The sequence below is a fragment of the Phyllobacterium pellucidum genome (genome assembly GCF_013327855.1).
GTDB lineage: Bacteria > Pseudomonadota > Alphaproteobacteria > Rhizobiales > Rhizobiaceae > Phyllobacterium > Phyllobacterium pellucidum.
On sequence record NZ_JABUMX010000002.1, the window covers coordinates 845,104 to 863,839 of the forward strand.

Annotated in this window: 17 protein-coding genes; 8 read left to right on the forward strand and 9 right to left on the reverse strand. The window is 60.4% G+C overall.

Annotated features, from left to right (window positions below; genetic code table 11):
• Window positions 1–98 precede the first annotated feature (98 nt).
• Together hemF and HQ945_RS12135 are read left to right on the forward strand one after the other, a co-directional pair.
• Window positions 99–1,013 carry an oxygen-dependent coproporphyrinogen oxidase gene (hemF, locus tag HQ945_RS12130; RefSeq protein ID WP_113280806.1) on the forward strand — a complete coding sequence of 305 codons (915 nt, stop codon included), beginning with the start codon at window positions 99–101 and terminating at the stop codon, window positions 1,011–1,013.
• 127 nt (window positions 1,014–1,140) lie between these two features.
• The gene (locus HQ945_RS12135) at window positions 1,141–1,323 is read left to right on the forward strand and encodes a DUF1059 domain-containing protein (protein ID WP_027233447.1); all 183 of its coding nucleotides are present in this window, start codon (window positions 1,141–1,143) and stop codon (window positions 1,321–1,323) included.
• Here HQ945_RS12135 and HQ945_RS12140 read toward each other — a convergent pair whose 3' ends face one another.
• The 3 genes from HQ945_RS12140 to HQ945_RS12150 are packed head-to-tail and all read right to left on the reverse strand — an operon-like array spanning window position 1,324 to window position 3,838.
• On the reverse strand, window positions 1,324–2,595 hold the full coding sequence (locus tag HQ945_RS12140; RefSeq protein WP_113280807.1) for a CCA tRNA nucleotidyltransferase: 1,272 nt from the start codon (window positions 2,593–2,595) through the stop codon (window positions 1,324–1,326).
• Entirely contained in the window at window positions 2,592–3,233 is a 642-nt protein-coding gene (locus tag HQ945_RS12145) for a CoA pyrophosphatase (RefSeq protein WP_113280808.1), read from the reverse strand. Before HQ945_RS12145 ends, HQ945_RS12140 begins: the two co-directional genes overlap by 4 nt.
• Window positions 3,230–3,838 carry a DUF1285 domain-containing protein gene (locus HQ945_RS12150; protein ID WP_113280809.1) on the reverse strand — a complete coding sequence of 203 codons (609 nt, stop codon included), beginning with the start codon at window positions 3,836–3,838 and terminating at the stop codon, window positions 3,230–3,232. Before HQ945_RS12150 ends, HQ945_RS12145 begins: the two co-directional genes overlap by 4 nt.
• Window positions 3,839–3,990: 152 nt before the next feature.
• Here HQ945_RS12150 and HQ945_RS12155 point away from each other — a divergent pair, with 152 nt between their 5' ends.
• The 4 genes from HQ945_RS12155 to HQ945_RS12170 are packed head-to-tail and all read left to right on the forward strand — an operon-like array spanning window position 3,991 to window position 10,818.
• Window positions 3,991–4,998, forward strand: a complete 1,008-nt coding sequence (locus tag HQ945_RS12155; RefSeq protein WP_091944242.1) for an AAA family ATPase — start codon at window positions 3,991–3,993, stop codon at window positions 4,996–4,998.
• Window positions 4,998–5,915 (forward strand): DUF58 domain-containing protein, encoded by a 918-nt coding sequence (locus HQ945_RS12160; RefSeq protein WP_113280810.1) that lies wholly within the window; start codon window positions 4,998–5,000, stop codon window positions 5,913–5,915. The genes HQ945_RS12155 and HQ945_RS12160 overlap by 1 nt, the downstream gene beginning before the upstream one ends.
• A complete protein-coding gene (locus HQ945_RS12165) occupies window positions 5,912–8,737 on the forward strand; it encodes a DUF4159 domain-containing protein (RefSeq protein WP_174208117.1) in 2,826 nt (941 codons plus the stop codon). The genes HQ945_RS12160 and HQ945_RS12165 overlap by 4 nt, the downstream gene beginning before the upstream one ends.
• An 8-nt stretch (window positions 8,738–8,745) precedes the next feature.
• Window positions 8,746–10,818 (forward strand): hypothetical protein, encoded by a 2,073-nt coding sequence (locus HQ945_RS12170; protein WP_113280920.1) that lies wholly within the window; start codon window positions 8,746–8,748, stop codon window positions 10,816–10,818.
• Window positions 10,819–10,820: 2 nt separating this feature from the next.
• Here the strand turns inward: HQ945_RS12170 and HQ945_RS12175 are convergent, their stop codons facing one another.
• On the reverse strand, window positions 10,821–11,333 hold the full coding sequence (locus tag HQ945_RS12175; protein ID WP_091923855.1) for a GNAT family N-acetyltransferase: 513 nt from the start codon (window positions 11,331–11,333) through the stop codon (window positions 10,821–10,823).
• Between the two features lie 287 nt (window positions 11,334–11,620).
• Here HQ945_RS12175 and HQ945_RS12180 point away from each other — a divergent pair, with 287 nt between their 5' ends.
• Window positions 11,621–12,616: a glutathione S-transferase family protein gene (locus tag HQ945_RS12180; RefSeq protein WP_113280812.1), complete on the forward strand. Its 996-nt coding sequence runs from the start codon at window positions 11,621–11,623 to the stop codon at window positions 12,614–12,616.
• Between the two features lie 5 nt (window positions 12,617–12,621).
• On the opposite strand, the gene HQ945_RS12185 is transcribed toward HQ945_RS12180, so the two are convergent.
• Complete coding sequence (locus tag HQ945_RS12185; RefSeq protein ID WP_113280813.1) at window positions 12,622–13,092, reverse strand: NUDIX domain-containing protein; 471 nt, start codon at window positions 13,090–13,092, stop codon at window positions 12,622–12,624.
• 117 nt (window positions 13,093–13,209) lie between these two features.
• Here HQ945_RS12185 and HQ945_RS12190 point away from each other — a divergent pair, with 117 nt between their 5' ends.
• Window positions 13,210–14,139: a metallophosphoesterase family protein gene (locus HQ945_RS12190; RefSeq protein WP_113280814.1), complete on the forward strand. Its 930-nt coding sequence runs from the start codon at window positions 13,210–13,212 to the stop codon at window positions 14,137–14,139.
• 3 nt (window positions 14,140–14,142) lie between these two features.
• Here HQ945_RS12190 and HQ945_RS12195 read toward each other — a convergent pair whose 3' ends face one another.
• The 4 genes from HQ945_RS12195 to HQ945_RS12210 all read right to left on the reverse strand — a co-directional run bounded on the left by HQ945_RS12195 (window position 14,143) and on the right by HQ945_RS12210 (window position 18,709).
• Window positions 14,143–14,757: a hypothetical protein gene (locus tag HQ945_RS12195; RefSeq protein WP_113280815.1), complete on the reverse strand. Its 615-nt coding sequence runs from the start codon at window positions 14,755–14,757 to the stop codon at window positions 14,143–14,145.
• A 126-nt stretch (window positions 14,758–14,883) separates the two neighbouring features.
• Window positions 14,884–16,590 carry a 2-isopropylmalate synthase gene (gene leuA / locus HQ945_RS12200; RefSeq protein WP_113280816.1) on the reverse strand — a complete coding sequence of 569 codons (1,707 nt, stop codon included), beginning with the start codon at window positions 16,588–16,590 and terminating at the stop codon, window positions 14,884–14,886.
• A gap of 302 nt (window positions 16,591–16,892) precedes the next feature.
• On the reverse strand, window positions 16,893–17,840 hold the full coding sequence (locus HQ945_RS12205; protein WP_245273700.1) for an alpha/beta hydrolase: 948 nt from the start codon (window positions 17,838–17,840) through the stop codon (window positions 16,893–16,895).
• Window positions 17,841–18,127: 287 nt separating this feature from the next.
• Window positions 18,128–18,709, reverse strand: coding sequence for an NUDIX domain-containing protein (locus HQ945_RS12210; RefSeq protein WP_113280817.1), 582 nt, complete (start codon window positions 18,707–18,709; stop codon window positions 18,128–18,130).
• Window positions 18,710–18,736 lie beyond the last annotated feature (27 nt).

The following is an 18,736-nucleotide window of genomic DNA, read 5'->3' on the forward strand; positions in this document are numbered from 1 at the left end:
ACGAGTCATTTTTTGGAGATCGGCGGATTGAGTAAACGCCCCTTCCCTTTGTCTTTTCGATGTTGTGATATGTCCGCATAAACAAAGGATTCTTTGCCATGGACCGCCCTGACATTCCCGCCGCTCTTCCCGATGCACTCGACGACAAAAAAGCCGCAGCCACAGCCTGGTTTACGGAGATTCGTGACAAGATCTGCTCCTTGTTCGAACAGTTGGAGGACGAACTGGAAGGCCCTCTGTCGGATCGCGCCGCGGGTCGCTTCGAGCAGACGCCCTGGCAACGTGACGATGGCAAGGGCGGCGGCGGCATCATGTCGCTCATGCATGGCCGCGTGTTCGAGAAGGTCGGGGTGCACATTTCAACGGTTCACGGCGAGTTCTCGCCGGAATTCCGCAAGCAGATACCCGGCGCCGATGAAGACCCGCGCTTCTGGGCGTCCGGCATTTCGCTGATCGCACATCCGCAAAGCCCCTATGTGCCGGCGGTTCACATGAATACGCGTATGGTTGTGACGACCCGCCAGTGGTTTGGCGGCGGCGCCGATCTGACGCCGGTGCTCGATCGCAAGCGGACCCAGGAGGACGCCGATACGGTCGCCTTCCAGAAGGCGATGAAGTTCGTGTGCGACAAGCATTCCGCCGTTGCCGACTATGACAAGTTCAAGGCCTGGTGCGACGAATATTTCTACCTGCCACATCGCAAGGAACCGCGTGGTACCGGCGGCATATTCTATGACTGGCTGCATTCGTCGGACGAAATCGGCGGATGGGACGCCGACTTCAACTTCACCCGCGATGTCGGCCGCGCTTTTTCGGTGGTCTATCCCTATCTGGTGCGCCAGAACTTCAACAAGGACTGGACCGACGCCGATCGCCAGGAACAACTGGTGCGTCGCGGCCGCTACGTCGAGTTCAACCTTCTCTACGATCGCGGCACGATCTTCGGACTCAGGACAGGCGGGAACGTGGACTCGATCCTTTCTTCGATGCCGCCGGCGGTCAAATGGCCATGAACGGGAAATTTGAGGGATCAAATACAGGAATGATGCGTTATCATGCTTCCTTGGCGCGGTTGATTGTCCGCGCCTGATCGAGCGCGTCAGGCATATGTTTGCGGGCTCACAACAGGGAGAGAAAGCCATGAAAGAACTTCATTGCATTGTTCCCGGTTGCCAGTGGCATACACGTCACGAAACCGAAGCTGAAATCATCCGCCGCGCAAGCGAGCACTTGCGCGAGACCCATGGTGAAACGGTCATTCGCGAATCCATGCTCGAAACGATCAAGGCAAACATTCAGCCCGAAAAGGGTAAAGCCGCCTGATCAGGCCTTTCCCGCATGGTGGGGAATTCTTGCCAGCAGTTCATCGCGCTCGAGGCTGAAGCCGGACTCGATCCACTCATCCTCGAGCGCGCGCTGCACCTTGCCGACATCAGGTCCTTTCGAAAGGCCAGCCGTGACGAGGTCGCCGCCGGATAAGGGAAATTTCGGCCGCTCATAATCCTTGAGGTAATCCAGAAGCCGCGACAGGTTGCCGGCGCGGAACATGGCCGCATCGTCACTCGCCGCGTCGTTACGGGCGGAGGCAAGGGCGAGCCTCAAGCGATCCCGCATACCCTGCACGTCGCTGCGATAGAGCCGCTTTGCAAAGCCGGTCTCGGATATCTCGGGATGTGGCGGCACCGTCGCGGCAAAAGCCGCCAGGCGGTCGCGCTCCTGATTTGAGAGCTTGAGCCGAACGGCAAGCTCCGCCAGCCGCTCCGTGTTCGGCGGCACCATGCTGGCAAGGCGCAACAGAGGGTCGGCCTCCCAACCGAGTGCCTGTTCGGTCTGAACGAGGCCGTGGATGGCATCGATGCCCCACTTTTCCGTCTCCGGCAGCACAGCCGTCAGAACACCGGCCTGCCGCATCCACAAGAGGGCGCGCGACGGGTCCGGCGCTGAGAGAAGCTTCTTCAGTTCGGACCAGACACGCTCGGCCGAAAGACGCGAAAGTCCGCCTTTGAGGCGCGCGCAGGCCTTCAGCCCCTCCGTTTCGGGCCGGCCCTTCCCATACCACGCAAAGAAGCGGAAGAAGCGCAATATGCGCAAATAGTCTTCGCGGATACGCTGTTCCGGATCACCGATGAAGCGCAGGGTCTGGCTCTCGATGTCGGCAAGACCGCCGACAAGATCAACGATTGTGCCATCGGCCTCGACATAAAGCGCGTTGATCGTGAAGTCGCGGCGTTCGGCATCGACCTGCCAGTCCTTGCCGAACGCAACTTCCGCGTGACGCCCGTCGGTTTCGACATCGGCGCGCAAGGTCGTCACCTCATAGGGACTTCCCTTGGCGACGACTGTGATTGTCCCGTGAGCTATGCCCGTAGGGACTGCCCTGAACCCCGCATCTTCCGCGCGCCGCAACGTTTCCTCGGGCAGGCAGGTCGTCGCGATGTCGATATCGCTTACTGGTTGCCCAAGCAGCGTATTGCGCACGGCACCGCCAACGACGCGGGCGCTCTCGCCCCCGACCGAAAGCGCTGCCAACAGAACTTGCAATTGCTCGTTGGCAAGCCACGGCGCCTTGCCGGAAATGGACTTTATCGCGCTCAAGAATAGAGCCTTTCATAAAGAGTACGAATGATGCCAGCCGTCACGCCCCAAATGAAGCGATCGCCAAACGGCATCGTGTAGTAGAACCGCTCCTGATCCTGCCACATGCGGCTTTCGCGGCGATGATTGGCCGGGTTCATCAGGAACGACAGCGGCACCTCGAATACATCGGCAACTTCGTCCGGGTTGGCGGCGATTTCGAAAGGCGGGTGGACAAGGCCAAGAACCGGAATGATCGAGTATCCGGTGGTCGTCAAATAGCGCGGCAGGCGGCCGAGCAGTTCGACATGCCGTCCTTCGAGCCCGATTTCCTCATGCGCCTCGCGCAACGCCGCCTTTTCCGGCTCGTAATCGTCTTCGGGATCGATGGCGCCTCCCGGAAACGCCACCTGGCCGGAGTGCTTGCGCAGGCTGGTCGTGCGCAATGTAAGAATGACGCTTGCCTCATCGCCGCGGTCAACGATAGGGACGAGCACCGCTGCATCGCGCAGCGGTTTTGCGGCAATCAGCGCATCGAGGCCCGGATTGAGCCGGTGATCGCCGTGGTCATCGTCGAGCCGCTCATTGCCCTTGAGCGCGACGCGACGCGCGAACGCGCGGGCCGAAAACCCCTCATCGAGCGGGTCGGCTGAGGTCATCGACTTTGCATTTCGAGTTGGCCCGACGGCATGATCGGAAAGGCAACGCCCCTGGAGCGAACCGCGAACATCGATTTGCCGTCGACAACGATATCTTCGCCATGGTTGACGAGATCGTACATGACGGCGCGGGCGAGCAATGCCTCGAGCCGGCCCCGCACCAGCAAGTAAGGCTTCAGCCCGCCATTCCCGGCATCGACCACAAAGCGAAGCGGGTTTTCGGCGCCCGCCTCGGCCACATCGCCGACATTAGTGCGGAAGGTCATGACCTGATCGTCGCCGGCGCCGGATACATTGAGCTCGACCGCAAGGAAGGGCGCATCCTCGACGCGGATCCCGACCTTCTCCACCGGGGTGACGAGATAGGTCTTTCCGTCGGCATCCTTGCGCAGGACTGTCGAAAACAGGCGCACGAGAGGCTGTCTGCCGATCGGCGTTCCCATATAGAACCAAGTGCCGTCGGCCTTGATCTCCATATCGAGATCGCCGCAGAACTCAGGATTCCAGCGGTCGACCGGTGGCAGACCCTTGCCCTGCGCAGCGGCCCGCGAGATCAGCGCCTCAAGTCCCGCCGTATCGCGCACACTGGTTTCACGCACTGCCATAGCCCTGACCTTTTTTCTCCACCCGTCACGAAATAGTCACCGTTGGACCGCTTGTCAGCATGTCATAGTGATTTAGAGTCTTTTCACATGTCATAGTGACTTGGAGTGATTTAAGAAAGACTCTGCACATATACCAGCGGCGAGGTAAATCGATGACGATGATTAAACCAGAGGTGGCGTCCGATCCAAAGGCGATGGTCGCCGAGGCCGAGAAAGCGCTGGCCGATATCGCCAAGATCAGGAACGGCATCGGAACGGTCATCTTCGGCCAGGAGAGCGTTGTCGAGCGCACCCTCGTAGCCCTTCTCGCCGGTGGACACGCCCTGCTCGTCGGTGTTCCCGGCCTTGCCAAGACCAAGCTGGTCGAGACGCTCGGAACCGTGCTTGGACTGGACGACCGCCGCATCCAGTTCACGCCGGACCTGATGCCGTCCGACATTCTCGGCTCCGAGATCATGGAGCAGGACGACAATGGCAAGCGCTACTTCCGTTATGTCAAAGGTCCGATCTTCGCCCAGCTTCTCATGGCCGACGAAATCAACCGCGCCTCGCCGCGCACCCAGTCGGCGCTGCTGCAGGCCATGCAGGAATATCACGTGACTGTCGCCGGCGAACGGCACGACCTGCCGCGCCCCTTCCACGTGCTCGCGACCCAGAACCCGCTGGAGCAGGAAGGCACCTATCCGCTTCCCGAGGCTCAGCTCGACCGCTTCCTGATGCAGATCGACATTCTTTACCCCGAGCTCGACGCGGAGCGCCGCGTGCTGCTTGAGACCACGGGGACCTCCGAAGCTTCCGCAGCTCGGGTGATCGACGCCGAACGTCTTCTCGAGATGCAGCAATTGATCCGCCGCATGCCGGTTCCCGAAGGCGTGGTCGACGCTATTTTGACCCTCGTCCGCTCGGCGCGCCCCGGCGCCGACAACGACATTGCGAGAAAGTTCATTTCCTGGGGACCTGGTCCCCGCGCCAGCCAGGCGCTGATGCTCTGCGCCCGCGCCCGCGCCCTTTATGACGGTCGTCTCGCCCCATCGGTCGATGATATCAAGGCGCTCGCCGAACCTGTCCTGCAACACCGCATGGCCTTGACGTTTGCGGCCCGCGCCGACGGCATGAACGTACGCGATGTGATCGCAAATGTGACCAAGGTTGCCCTCTGATGGCAGCAATCGGCACGCAAGTCCGGCGAACCGAGACAGGCGACGCGCTTGCGCGCGCCCGTCAACGTGCCGCCTTGCTGCCGGACCTCCTCGTCGAGGTCCATCGCATTTTGAATACAGTGAATACCGGCTGGCACGGTCGTCGCAAGAGCGGCGTTGGTGAGAGCTTCTGGCAATTTCGCCCCTATACTGACGGCGAGGCCGTCTCGCGCATCGATTGGCGCAGGTCCGCCCGCGATGATCGCACCTACATCCGCGACCAGGAGTGGGAGGCGGCCCACACCGTCTGGCTTTGGGCCGATCCTTCACCATCGATGCTGTTCAAATCCGAACAGGCGCAGGTCTCGAAGGAGTCGCGCGCGCTCGTAATGGTGCTCGCATTGGCGGAATTGCTCTCTCGCAGCGGCGAACGCATTGCCTATCCCGACATTTCCGACCCGTCCTCGGCACGCAATGGCGCCGAGCGCCTGGCAACCCTTCTCTCCCACGCCGCCAACTTGCCGGCCAAGCCTGATCTCGACAGGGTGCGTCGTTTCTCGGATGTGGTGCTTGTCAGCGATTTCCTGGAGCCGGTCGAAGAAACGCTCGAAACCCTACAGAAGCTCGCTCATGTCGGTGCGCGTGCGCATCTCATTGAAATCTACGATCCGGCCGAGGAAGACTTTCCCTACAGGCGCCGCACCGAATTTGTCGACCCCGAGACGGGCGCTTCGCTCACTTTCGGACGGGCCGAGGACTATGCCAGCGACTATCGCAACCTGTTTTATGCCCGCCGCGAGACCTTGAGCGCCTATTGCAAACGCATCGGCTGGAGCTACACAATCAATCGCACTGACCGCCTCGCTTCCGAGGCGCTTGTGACGGTGCATATGAACATGACCGCCAAGATCGGCTATCAGGGTGGAGGCGTCGCATGAATGCGCTTCCCCTCGCCTTTGGCGCTCCGGCGATTCTTGCAGGATTGATCGCCCTTCCGGTCATCTGGTGGCTGCTTCGGGTGACGCCGCCCCGTCCGGTACGCGAAATCTTTCCGCCCTTGCGGATCCTGGCACAGCTTCTCAAAAAGGAAGAGACGCCGAACAAGAGCCCGTGGTGGCTGACGCTGCTGCGGCTACTGCTTGCAACCCTCGTCATCCTTGCCCTGTCGGAGCCGGTGTGGAACCCACGCCCGGAAACGCTGACCGGCAAAGAACCGGTCGCGATCGTCCTCGATAATGGCTGGTCCTCGAATGAGGAATGGCCGGCGCGCAAGGAGACGGCGGAGCGCCTTATCGGCGATGCGGCGAATTCGGGCGCGCTGATCTACATTCTCGGAACGGCCGAACGAGCGAACACGGATATCGGACCATTCGACGCGACAACCGCGCTCGAGCGCGTACGCGCCTTGAACGTGCGGCCGATCCCGGTCGATCGTGCGGCCGCGTTCGCCCGGTTGAAAACCGCGCTTGCCGACATTTCGGGAACCCGCATCGCCTATCTCAATGACGGTATCGATACGCCAGCGGCCGATGCTGCGTTGAAATCGCTGCAGGACGCAAAAATCGCATCGATGATCTGGTATCAGCCATCGATCAGCGCCATCTCCGCTATCCGCCAGGCCGAAAACAGTGCAAATGGGCTGACGGTTCATGCGGTGCGAGCGAGCAATGACCATGGACAGGGCGCAGTCACCATCGGCGCCTTCGACGAAAAGGGCCGGCGCATCGCCGAGACCGGTCTGGTTTTCTCCGCAGGAGAAGCGACAGGGCAAGCGGTCATCAATGCGCCATACGAGCTGCGCAACGACTTTCACACGCTGCGCATCGACGGGACGGCGCAAGCCGGTGCGACTTTCCTCATCGACGACAATAACAAGCGCCGCCGCGTTGCGTTGCTTTCAGGATCGGATGCGGATCTGTCGCAGCCCCTGCTTTCTCCGCTCTACTACATTTCAAGGGCGCTTGAGCCCTTTGCCGATCTCCTGCGGCCGCGCAACGCCGAACTCGTGCGCGCCGTTCCGGAATTGCTCGAGCAGAAGCCGTCGGTCGTGATCATGGCGGATATCGGCAAATTGCCGCCCGAGACCGAGCGCCTGCTTTCCGACTGGGTCAATAATGGCGGCACCCTGATCCGCTTCGCCGGCCCCCGCCTTGCCGGCAGCGACGAAGATCCCCTGCTTCCGGTTACGCTGCGCAAGGGCGAGCGCTCGCTTGGCGGCGCTCTTTCCTGGAAAGAATCGCAGCCGGTCGCGGCGTTCCCGGACAACGGTCCCTTTGCCGGACTTCCGACCCCGCAGGACGTGACGGTAACGCGGCAGGTCCTCGCCGAGCCGTCCTCGGACCTTTATGACAAGAGCTGGGCCAACCTCGCCGACGGAACGCCGCTCGTTACCGGTGAAACACGACAGCGTGGCCAACTGGTGCTGTTTCATGTAACGCCCGAGGCGACCTGGTCGAATTTGCCCATCAGCGGCAGCTTCGTCGATATGCTGCACCGCCTCGTTGCCCTTTCGCGCAATGCGGGTCCGGCAGCCAATGGCAACGGCGCCAGCGCGTCCCGTGCCTTCCCGCCCTACCTCATCCTCAATGCCGAGGGCGGGCTCATGCCGCCCACAGGTGACGCAAAGCCATTGATCACCAAGCCAGGTGAAACACCGCAGGTGAGTTTCGACAATCCTCCCGGCTTCTACGGAGTGGAAGACGCGATGTCGGCACTCAACCTTTTCCGGCCCGATGGGGAGATCAAGCCGCTGGCCCGACCCGATATGTCATTCCCGGTCACCACGGCGCGCTACGCGGTCGACGAATCGCTGCCGCTGCGCGGCCCGCTCTTTGCGCTGGCTGCATTGCTGCTGATCGCCGATGCCCTGGCCATCCTCTGGCTCGGAGGCCATCTGCGCCGCCGCTATCGCACGGTGGCTGCCTCGCTCGCGATTCTGCTCTTGCCGGTTCTCTTTGCTATCGCTCCTTCGCCTGCCCATGCGCAGCAAAACGACAGCAAGCCCGGCGACGAGGCCATCATCGAGGCGGTAAACGCCACCCATCTTGCCTATGTGATCACCGGTGACAGTGCGGTCGACGATATCAGCAGGGCCGGCCTTGCCGGGCTCTCGCGGGCACTCGCCGACAGCACGGCGCTGGAGCCGGGCGAGCCGGTCGGCGTCAATCCGGCAACGGACGAGCTTGCCTTCTATCCGCTCATCTACTGGCCTGTCGATGCGGCTGCGCGCATGCCATCGCCTGAAGCCATCGCCAAGATCGACGCCTATATGCAGCAGGGTGGAACCGTCCTCTTCGACACGCGCGACCAGGATGCGGCGGCTGTGAGTTTCGAAAACGCGACCACGCCCTCGAACCAGCGATTGCGCGATATCCTTGCCGGCCTCAACATTCCGCCACTCGAGCCGGTGCCCAGCGATCACGTTTTGACCAAGTCCTTCTATATCCTGCAGGATTTCCCCGGCCGCTACCGCGGCAGCCCGCTTTGGGTGCAGGCGTCGCTTTCCATCGAGGCAAGGTCGGACCGGCCCGTGCGCGCAGGCGACGGCGTGACCCCAATCATGATTACCGGTAATGATCTTGCCGGCGCATGGGCCATCGATGCCAGCGGCTCGCCCATGTTTCCGACCATTCCCAACGATCCGATGCAGCGCACCTATGCCTTCCGCACCGGGATCAACATCGTCATGTACATGCTTACCGGCAACTACAAGTCCGACCAGGTGCATGTACCGGACCTGCTTGAGCGTCTGGGGAATTAGCCATGTACCTGTCGCTCGATTTCCAGCCGCTGCTCTCGACCACCCTGCTCGCCATTCTGCTTGTGCCATTGCTCGCCTTGACGCTGGCGGGCATCTATTTTCGCCAACGCGGGAGCCTCCTTCGCCTTGTCGCACTGGCCGCCTTCGCCATGGCGCTGCTCAATCCGATCGTCGTCAATGAGCAGCGCGATCCCTTGAAAAGCGTCGTTGCGGTGATCGCCGACCGCAGCCAGAGCCAGGATCTCGGCAACCGCAGCGCGGATACGAACACCGCGCTCAAGGAGGTGCAGACCGAGCTTGCACGCCTGCCGCAATTCGAGGTTCGCACGGTCGAAACCGGCCGTGCCAGCGAGAATGATGATGCCACCTCCACCCGTTTGTTCGGTGCATTGAACGGAGCGCTGCGCGATGTGCCGCCTTCCCGCGTCGGCGGAGCGATCATGATCACCGACGGGCAGATCCACGATATTCCGGCCAACCAGGCGGGACTTGGCTTCAATGCTCCCATTCATGGGCTGATCACCGGCGTCCCCAATGAAATCGATCGGCGCATCCAGTTCGTGCGCGCGCCGCGCTTCGGGCTGACTGGAAAGCCGCAGCAGATGACCTACAAGGTCACCGCTTCGGGCGAAGCGCCGGGCGGCAGCGCGCGCGTTCATGTGCGCGTCAATGGCAACGAGACCGGCAGCGAAGATGCCATCATCGGCGAGGAAATGCCGCTTGAGGTTACGTTGTCGCGCGCCGGGGTCAATATCGTCGAGATTACCGTCGATCCGATTCCAGGCGAGCTTACGGGCGTCAATAACCGTGCCGTCGCCATGGTCGACGGTATTCGCGAAAATCTGCGGGTGCTGTTGATTTCAGGCGAGCCGCACAACGGCGAGCGGACCTGGCGCAACCTCCTGAAGTCGGACGCGTCCGTCGACCTCGTCCACTTCACCATTCTGCGCCCGCCCGAAAAGCAGGATTCGACGCCGCTTCCGGAACTCGCGCTGATTGCCTTCCCGACGCGCGAGCTCTTCGTCGACAAAATCGATCAGTTCGACCTGATTATCTTCGATCGCTACCAGCATCGCGATGTGATGTCGCTGCTCTATTACGACTACATCAACGACTATGTGCAAAAGGGCGGAGCCCTGCTTATTGCCGCCGGTCCGGAATTTGCCGGCCAGATGTCGATTGCGAACACGCCGCTTCTTTCGGTGCTTCCGGCCACGCCAACGGGCAATATTGAGGAAAAGGCCTTTTATCCGCGCCTCAGCGACCAGGGTAAACGCCATCCCGTCACGCGCGGCCTTGAAGGCAGTACGCAGGAACCGCCGGCATGGAGCCGATGGTTCCGTGTAATCGATGTCAATCCACCGGAAGGCTCGGTCATCATGAACGCGGGAGACCGGCCGCTGCTGGTTCTCAACCGCATTGGCGATGGCCGGGTCGGCATGTTCCTTTCCGACCAGGGTTGGCTCTGGGCGCGGGGTTTCGAGGGCGGCGGTCCGCATGCCGCGCTCTATCGCCGGATCGCGCATTGGCTGATGAAGGAGCCGGACCTCGAGGAAGAGGCGCTAACGGCAACGGGTAATGGCCGCAATCTCGAAATTCATCGCCAGACGATGCAGAAGACGGCTGAGCCCGCCAATATCATCACGCCGTCGGGCAAGACGCGGTCGGTTCCGCTGACGGAAACCGAGCCCGGCGTCTTTACCGCCTCTGTGCCGACCGATGAGATCGGGCTCTACCAGGTTGCCAATGGCGATCTGACGACGCTTGCCCATGTCGGACCGGTCGATGCGCCGGAGTTCACCGACAATGTTTCGACACAGGCAAAACTCGATCCGCTTGCCCGCGACACCGGTGGCGGGACGCGCCGCCTGCGGGCCGCCAATCAGAGCGACATCGAGGTACCGAACATCGTTGCCTCGCGCGGCACTGCAAGCGCCAGCGGTGACAATTGGATCGGCTTGCGCCAGACCAATGAGACGGTGCTGAAGAGCGTCACCCGCCTGCCGCTTTTCTCGGGCTTCCTTGGCCTTGCAGCCATGATGCTTGTGCTCGGCGGCATGTGGTACCGCGAAGGCAGGTAAAGCTACTGGCCTGCCATTGCGGCGTGGATGACCTTGCCTTCGACATCCTGCAAAGCCCGTGGTGCGAGTTCACAAGCGAGGAACCGCGCCGGATCAACCGGCGCCGGCAATACGATCCGGTGGCCTGGTATCTGGCGGAAGCCGAAAGGCGCGTAATAGGGCTCGTCACCAACGAGGATGACGAGCTTGTGTCCGGCAACGCGCGCAGCTTCCATGCTGGTGCGCATAAGCGCAGCGCCGATGCCCTGTTTCTTCCACGCCGGGCGCACGGCGAGCGGGCCGAGAAGCATCGCCGGGGTAGTGCCGATGCGGATGGGCGTCAGCCGGACCGACGCGACGACGTGTTCGCCATTGAGCGCTACGAAGGAGAGGTTGCGATCATGCGGTCCGCCCTCGCGAATGCGATAGGCCGCCCGGGCAAACCGCCCCGGCCCGAAAGCTTCCCGGTTGATGTCTTCGATTGCAGCATCGTGCACCGGTTCTTCCGGCGCGTAGGTCACGACATGGTTCAGCATGTTGGATTTCTTTGAAGAGAGTGGTCGTTCGCCTCGGCAAATATCGCCATTGGCCAGCACAGGAGCATCCGTCGCACGAGGCGCCGGTTCAGGTTTCATCGTCGGATGATCAGAAGTCCTGCCACAAATCTCTCCTTTTTCGTTCGCCTAACATCAATCTGTCGCGACGTAAACCAAAATCTAAAAGGCCACTGTCGAAGAGTTACGCTCTGTTCACCGCCCGGGGGCTGAATTAACAATCCTGCAGCGCCAGCTATAGGCTCAGTAACCAATGGAGATTTGAAACGATGGGTTTGTTGATCGACGGCGTATGGCAGGACAAGTGGTACGACACCAAGGAGAGCGGCGGACGCTTTATTCGCACTGAATCGCAATTTCGCAACTGGGTGACAGCCGATGGAAGCGCCGGACCGTCCGGCCACGGCGGCTTCAAGGCGGAGCCGGGACGCTACCATCTATATGTATCCTATGCCTGTCCCTGGGCGCATCGCACGCTGATCTTCCGCGCGCTTAAGCAGCTCGAGGATGTCATTTCCGTATCGGTGGTCGACCACTTCATGGGTGTTGAAGGCTGGACCTTCCTTGAACGGGATGGCGCGACCGGTGACCAGCTTTTCGGCTACGACTATCTGCATCAGGTCTACACGCGGGCCGATCCCAAATATTCAGGCCGGGTGACCGTGCCGGTGCTTTGGGACAAGAAGCAGAACACGATTGTCTCGAACGAATCGTCGGAGATCATCCGCATGCTGAATTCGGCATTCGATGCCTTCGGCGATCACGCCCTGGATTTCTACCCGGAGGCGTTGCGCCAGGAAATCGATGCCGTGAACGCCCTCGTCTATCCCAACATCAACAACGGCGTCTATCGCGCCGGTTTCGCCACCACGCAGGAGGCTTATGAGGAAGCCTTCACCCAGCTTTTCGGCGGGCTCGATCAAATCGAGGCGAAGCTCGCAAAACAGCGTTATCTCACCGGCGACCGCCTGACGGAAGCTGACTGGCGCCTGTTCACGACACTGCTGCGCTTCGATCCGGTCTATGTCGGGCATTTCAAATGCAATCGTCAACGGATCGCGGACTATCCGAACCTGTCGAACTATACGCGCGAACTCTATCAGGTGCCGGGTGTCGCGCCGACGGTCAATCTCCTGCATATCAAGGCGCATTATTATGGCAGCCACCGGACAATCAATCCAACCGGTATCATCCCTGTCGGCCCGGCGCTCGCTTATGGCGCGCCGCACGACCGCGACCGGTTGAAAGCGTCAGCGTCTGACTGAGGCCGCTACCAGGCGGTGGGAATCTCCGCACCCTCGAATATTTCGGCGAGGCGCTGCCGGGTTGAAGGCGTCGTGTCCTTGGGCAGGTCGTCGAGGCTGAAGAATCGAGCCTCGGCGATCTCGCGGTTGGGGAGGAAGGGCGCTGTCTGGCGGAACGACCGGCATATGTAGAGCGCAACATGATCGCGTTTCGACGCATGAGCATTGTGATATATCGCAAAGAGCTCTGGCCGGCCGGTCAGTTCGATGTTGCCCTCTTCCAGGAGTTCCTTCTCCAGTGTCTCTTCCATTGTGTGACCAGTCTCGACCCCCCCGCCCGGAAACTGCCAGCCATGCACATATGTGTGGCGGATGAGGAAGACCGTACGCGCTTTTTCATCGATGATGACCCCGCGGGCGCCGAGGGTCATGGGGCGCCGCAGCAGGAAATAGGCATGGAGCACACGGTGGCGCCAGGTGGAACGCTTGTCGGTCATTCTTTCCTTCTTCAGGTGGAACAGTCTAACCTCGCGACTGTTTTGTTATCGGGTGCGCCATTCGCGCGAAACGTTCTACCACTGGATTTAGCCGTCATACTCTCCTAAAGCTGAAAAATGTTCCGTCTTGCCCACATCTCAGACATACATTTATCGCCGCTTCCTGCACCGAACTTGCGGGAACTGATCTCCAAGCGCATCACCGGCTATATTAACTGGCGTTCCAACCGCAAGGGAACGATGACCGGCAGCACGCTCGATACGCTCGTTGCCGATATCAAGGCGCACACGCCCGATCACATTGCGGTGACCGGCGACCTCGTCAATCTGGCGCTCGATGAGGAACTGGAGACGGCAGAGCGCTGGCTGAGGACGCTGGGCGACCCGGCCAATGTGTCGGTCGTTCCCGGCAATCACGATGCCTATGTGCCCGGCGCGCTGAAGAAGGCACGGCGCCTTTGGCAGCCGTGGATGCGAGGCGATATCGAAGTCGCCGAAAACAAGCCTGTCGAATTTCCGTATCTTCGCGTACGCGGCGACGTGGCGCTCATTGGCGTCTCCTCGGCCCGCGCGACCGCCCCCTTCATGGCGACGGGCGACATTCGCGAACGCCAGGCGCGCAAGCTCGGCGAGGTTCTCGATGAGACCGGCAAGCGCGGGCTCTTCCGCGTGATCATGATTCATCACCCGCCGGTTCGCGGCGCGGCGCCCTCGCACAAGCGCCTTCTCGGGATCGGTCTCTTTCAGCGAACGGTTGCTGAATACGGCGCTGAACTCGTCCTCCACGGTCATACGCATCTTGCGACTCGCTACTCGATCAACGGACCGGACTGGGAAATCCCCGTGGTCTGCGTGCCGGCCGCAAGTCAGGGTTTCGAGCTCGGACAGCACAAACCACCAGCGGGCTTCAATCTTTTTACGATCTCGAAGACCAATGCCGGATGGGATTGCACCATGGTGGAGCGTGGCATCGTCGACGCGCAATCGACGATCCGTACGATCCGCGAGCACAATCTCAAGGTAGGCAAGGTGCTGGCTGGGATTTGAGGCTCAGAAAATTGGCTTGATCAGGCTCCAGAGCTGGGCCAGCACGCCGCTTGTGCCAATTGTCGCGCCTATAGCAAGGCAGACAATCGCGATCAAGAAAACGGTCAACCCGGCAGTCCTCGGCGCGGCGGCAGCCGTAATCTCAGCTGGTCGCCCGATTGCATTTCCGGGGTCGATACTCGATTCCGAACGCAAAGAAACCCGCTCGCCTTCCATCAGCCGCTGCCGCTCGACGATACGCTCGGCGATATAGGTCGTGACCGCTTCCGAGACGTTCTTCACTTCGGGTGATTCTGCGAGCACGATCCGGCCAAGGCGCGTATCGCGCACGAAACGATAGGTGCGCCGATCGCGCGCCATCATCACATGGGCGGTAGCATCGATCCAGAGCCGCGGCTGCACTCCCCTGGAAATGGCGAAGTCCCACTGCGGATCGTCGGCAGGCACATCAGCGAAGACCGGCTTCAGATCTTCGGCAAGAATTTCGATGCGCGCCAGATCGGCTTCCTTCATGTCGATGACGACATCGCCGCGATCCGCGGCCGCAATCTGAACACCCCGAATTGCTTCGGCGAGCCGGCGTTCGTCGGGCGTTCTCTTCTCGCGCATTTCATTCATCGGCGTTTTCCGGCAAGGAGGCGATTTTACCAATCCTTAACGACAAGTCGCGGCAATTGCATCAAAAACGTACCCTTGCCCCATCGCGTACCAGAAATGGGTGAAGGGCCCGAGGGGCCCTTCCATTCATTTGCCGATAATGCGGTTGGCGGCGGATATGATCCCTTCAAGGGATGCCGTCACGATGTTCTTGTTGATCCCCGCGCCGAAGAGCTTGCCGCCCGGATATTCGATTTCCATGTAGCTGATGGCGGCTGCGTCGGACCCGTGCTGCAGCGAGTGTTCGGAATAATTCACCACCGACAGCTTGATCCCGAGATAGTGGGACAGTGCATCGATGAAGCCATCCACCGGCCCCGTTCCACGCCCCTCGATCCGTTTCGTTTCGCCGCGATCCGTGATTTCGGCGGAAAGGATACGCATGCCCTTGCGCTCCGTATCGGGATAGGTGTGGTGGTCGACAAATCTCAAACGCGCATCCGGCTGCTCGACATAGAGTTCCTGGAAGCGGTCGTAGATCCGCTTCGAAGGCATTTCCTTGCCTTCCTCGTCGGTGATGTGCTGGATGTCCTCGCGGAACTCCACCTGCATGCCGCGTGGCAGATTGAGGCCGTAATCGGCCTGAAGGATATAGGCGATGCCACCCTTGCCAGACTGGGAATTGATGCGGATGATCGCCTCATAGCTGCGACCCACATCCTGCGGATCGATCGGCAGGTAGGGCACCTCCCACAGGGTCTTGTTCGCCTGCTTGATCGCCTTCATGCCCTTGTTGATCGCGTCTTGATGCGATCCGGAGAAAGCCGTGTAGACCAGTTCGCCGACATAGGGGTGACGCTCCGGGATGACGAGCTGGTTGGAATATTCGTAGACTTCCTTCATACGGTTGATGTCCGAGCAGTCGATCTCGGGGTCGACGCCTTGCGTGAACATGTTCAAGGCCAGGGTGACGATGTCGACATTGCCCGTGCGCTCGCCATTGCCGAAGAGCGTACCTTCGACGCGGTCGGCGCCAGCCATCAGGCCGAGTTCCGTAGCAGCAATGCCCGTACCGCGATCATTGTGCGGATGCAGCGAAATGATCAGGTTCTCGCGATTGTCGAGCTGGCGGCACATCCATTCGATCCGGTCGGCATAGATGTTCGGCGTCGACATTTCGACCGTAGAAGGCAGGTTGATGATCAGCTTGTTGTCCGGCGTCGGCCTGACGATCTCGGTCACCGCATTGCATATTTCCAGTGCGACATCGAGTTCGGTCCCGGTGAAGCTCTCCGGCGAATATTCGAAGCGGTAGCCGCCGCCGGCTTTTGCAGCCATGTCGGTGATCATCTTGGCAGCATCGGTCGCGATCGACTTGATGCCGTGGACATCCTTGTTGAAGACGACGCGGCGCTGCAATTCGCTGGTCGAATTGTAGAAATGGACGATCGGCCTGTGCGCGCCTTCCAGGGATTCAAACGTACGCGTTATGAGTTCGGGGCGGCACTGGACCAGCACCTGCAGCGATACATCGTCGGAAGCATTGCCCTCCTCGACACACCAGCGGGCAAAATCAAAGTCGGTCTGGGACGCGGAGGGGAACCCGATTTCGATTTCCTTGAAGCCCATGTCGAGCAACAGCGCGAACATACGCACCTTGCGGTCATGGCCCATGGGGTCGACCAGCGCCTGGTTGCCGTCGCGCAGATCGACAGAGCACCAGATCGGCGCCTTTTCAATACGTTTCGACGGCCACTGCCTGTTGGTGAGTTCAACGAACGGATAGGGTTCGTACTTGTTGCCGGCATTGGGCATGCCGGCGGTCGGTTTCCTCGGAGCGATAATATCGGTCATTGTGCTTCTCGTTTCCGGCCGGATACGCGACAGTTTCAAGCGATCTCGGCACTTTTTTAAGCGTTACATCGGACTTGTAAAGGGTAAGGAGCAGAAGCCTGGCGGCACTTTCGACCGCCGGACGCTCCTCTCAACGAGCCCGGCGGTCGCCGATAAGGTCGAGGAGAAGCGGAAGGAGGAAGGCGCGATTCGTCAAGCCTGCAAAAGCGGACAAGGCGAAGGACTTGTGGGTCGGGCGCGTTCTCATGGGCCAGACAAATAAACGACTGTCTGGCCAGATGCAAGGATGAGTTTCGAGCGGATCAGTTCTTTTTGAGCTGGGCCGTCATGCCGGACAGCCATTCGCTGACGACCTTGACGTCTTCCTTGCCGAGGCCATGATCGGACTTGATCGAACGAGCTTCGACGCGGGCGCCGTGCGAGCGCAGCATATCTTCGAGTGCCGGCGCATAAGGCGCATAAAGCTGGTCCGTGGCGCCCGAAACCGTCAGGACGCGGGCATTGGCAAGGTTCGCCTCGGTCGATCCAGTCAGAACCGGCATCGAGCGCAACAGCACGGCCTGTTTGACGATGTCCGGATAAAGCATCATCACCGCGTTGACGAGGTTCGCGCCGTTGGAATAGCCGAGGAAAGTCGTGCGCTTCGGATCGATCTTGTATTGCAGCGCCGCCTGCTTGAAGAAATCGGCAAAGGCCTTCGCCTCGGAGCGGATATCCTTCTGGTCGAAGCTGATCGGGGTTAGACGGCGATACCATCGGTTGGAACCGTCCTGCACCACACGCCCGCGCACGGCGAGGAGCAAAGCATTCGGCGCGATCTTGGCGCCGAAGGAAACGAGGCTCGTTTCATCCTGCCCAGAACCATGGAGAAGCACAAGCGTATCGCCGTTCGGCGCGTCGGGGCGATAGATGCGGTATTTGAATGGAAGATCGGCATGAAGCATACCGTCGCTTTGCGGAATGATTTCACCCTTGATCGCCTTGTTCAAGATCGTGGCCCCACCTGTTGTGAGCGTATTGACCGGCGTCGCCTTGATCTGCATCGCTGGCATGGCCTTGCCTTTTTGCGAGCAGGCATCGGCAGCGGTATTCTTATCGATGTCGGGCGTCGGATCAACCGCGTTCGAACGCACCTCGGCCTTGCCGGATTGCGGTTTCTCACAATCCGCTATCCCGATTGCGTGCGCCGATTGGGCCGCAGCAACAAGTGAAAGGCCTGCGATGAGTGCGTAGAGATACGGTTTACCCATAAGTTAATCCTAAAAGTTAAAGGTTAACCAAGATTGTAAACAGCCGCGGTCGTCCGCTGGGCGCTGCCATGCCTATTGGCGCTCGATTCTCAGAAACTGGAATTGATGCGTCCCGCCAATTTATGTTCCCTGACGTACGCCCCCTGCGTCGCATCAAGATGAATTCGCATTGCTGGGCAATCACTCGCCCAAGCACCTGCTCTATGTCAACATAATTGTAACGAAATCATGACGAACTGAAACAGTCCGTTACATTTTGTTGCGGTCGTGCATCGATTTCCGGCAATTCAGCCGATCAAACCCCTCAGCTTGACATGCTGGAGCAGCATGACGGTCTTGGCATCGACTATCTCATGGCGCTCCACCCGAGCAAGCGCATCGTCGAGGGTCATCTCCAGAACTTCGATGTCCTCCCCTTCGCCCTCGTGCCCGCCGCCATCGGAGATGCGGTCCGAAGCGTCGTAGACGGCGACGAAGAAGACCAGCCGCTCAGTAACGCTGCCAGGGCTCATGAACACGTCGAAGACACGCTCGATGTCGCGCAGGCGATACCCGAGTTCCTCTTCGGTTTCCTTGCGCGCGGTCGTTTCAGCATCATTGTCGTCGAGAAGCCCGGCGCAGGCTTCGATCAGCATCGGATCGTGTCCCGTCACATAGGCCGGCAGGCGAAACTGGCGGGTGAGCAGCACCGTCCCACGGGAGGGATCATAGGGCAGCACCACCGCGCCATTGCCGCGATCGTAGACTTCGCGCTTGTGCTCTTCGATGCGCCCGTCGCGCCGCGCCATGTCGTAGGTATATTTTTTCAGCGTGCCCCAATTATCAGAAAGGAGCTCGACCGACTTCATGCGCACGGGACTGTCGTTCATCGAAACGCTCCTGGAAAGGATGGAAAT

Coding starts and splice junctions, on each gene's coding strand:
- HQ945_RS12155 (WP_091944242.1), top strand. CDS start 3,991: ATGACGATGATTAAACCAGAGGTGGCGTCCGATCCAAAGGCGATGGTC.
- HQ945_RS12195 (WP_113280815.1), bottom strand. CDS start 14,757: ATGAATGAAATGCGCGAGAAGAGAACGCCCGACGAACGCCGGCTCGCC.
- HQ945_RS12175 (WP_091923855.1), bottom strand. CDS start 11,333: ATGCTGAACCATGTCGTGACCTACGCGCCGGAAGAACCGGTGCACGAT.
- HQ945_RS12135 (WP_027233447.1), top strand. CDS start 1,141: ATGAAAGAACTTCATTGCATTGTTCCCGGTTGCCAGTGGCATACACGT.
- HQ945_RS12185 (WP_113280813.1), bottom strand. CDS start 13,092: ATGACCGACAAGCGTTCCACCTGGCGCCACCGTGTGCTCCATGCCTAT.
- HQ945_RS12160 (WP_113280810.1), top strand. CDS start 4,998: ATGGCAGCAATCGGCACGCAAGTCCGGCGAACCGAGACAGGCGACGCG.
- HQ945_RS12165 (WP_174208117.1), top strand. CDS start 5,912: ATGAATGCGCTTCCCCTCGCCTTTGGCGCTCCGGCGATTCTTGCAGGA.
- HQ945_RS12180 (WP_113280812.1), top strand. CDS start 11,621: ATGGGTTTGTTGATCGACGGCGTATGGCAGGACAAGTGGTACGACACC.
- HQ945_RS12205 (WP_245273700.1), bottom strand. CDS start 17,840: ATGGGTAAACCGTATCTCTACGCACTCATCGCAGGCCTTTCACTTGTT.
- HQ945_RS12190 (WP_113280814.1), top strand. CDS start 13,210: ATGTTCCGTCTTGCCCACATCTCAGACATACATTTATCGCCGCTTCCT.
- hemF (WP_113280806.1), top strand. CDS start 99: ATGGACCGCCCTGACATTCCCGCCGCTCTTCCCGATGCACTCGACGAC.
- HQ945_RS12210 (WP_113280817.1), bottom strand. CDS start 18,709: ATGAACGACAGTCCCGTGCGCATGAAGTCGGTCGAGCTCCTTTCTGAT.
- HQ945_RS12145 (WP_113280808.1), bottom strand. CDS start 3,233: ATGACCTCAGCCGACCCGCTCGATGAGGGGTTTTCGGCCCGCGCGTTC.
- HQ945_RS12150 (WP_113280809.1), bottom strand. CDS start 3,838: ATGGCAGTGCGTGAAACCAGTGTGCGCGATACGGCGGGACTTGAGGCG.
- leuA (WP_113280816.1), bottom strand. CDS start 16,590: ATGACCGATATTATCGCTCCGAGGAAACCGACCGCCGGCATGCCCAAT.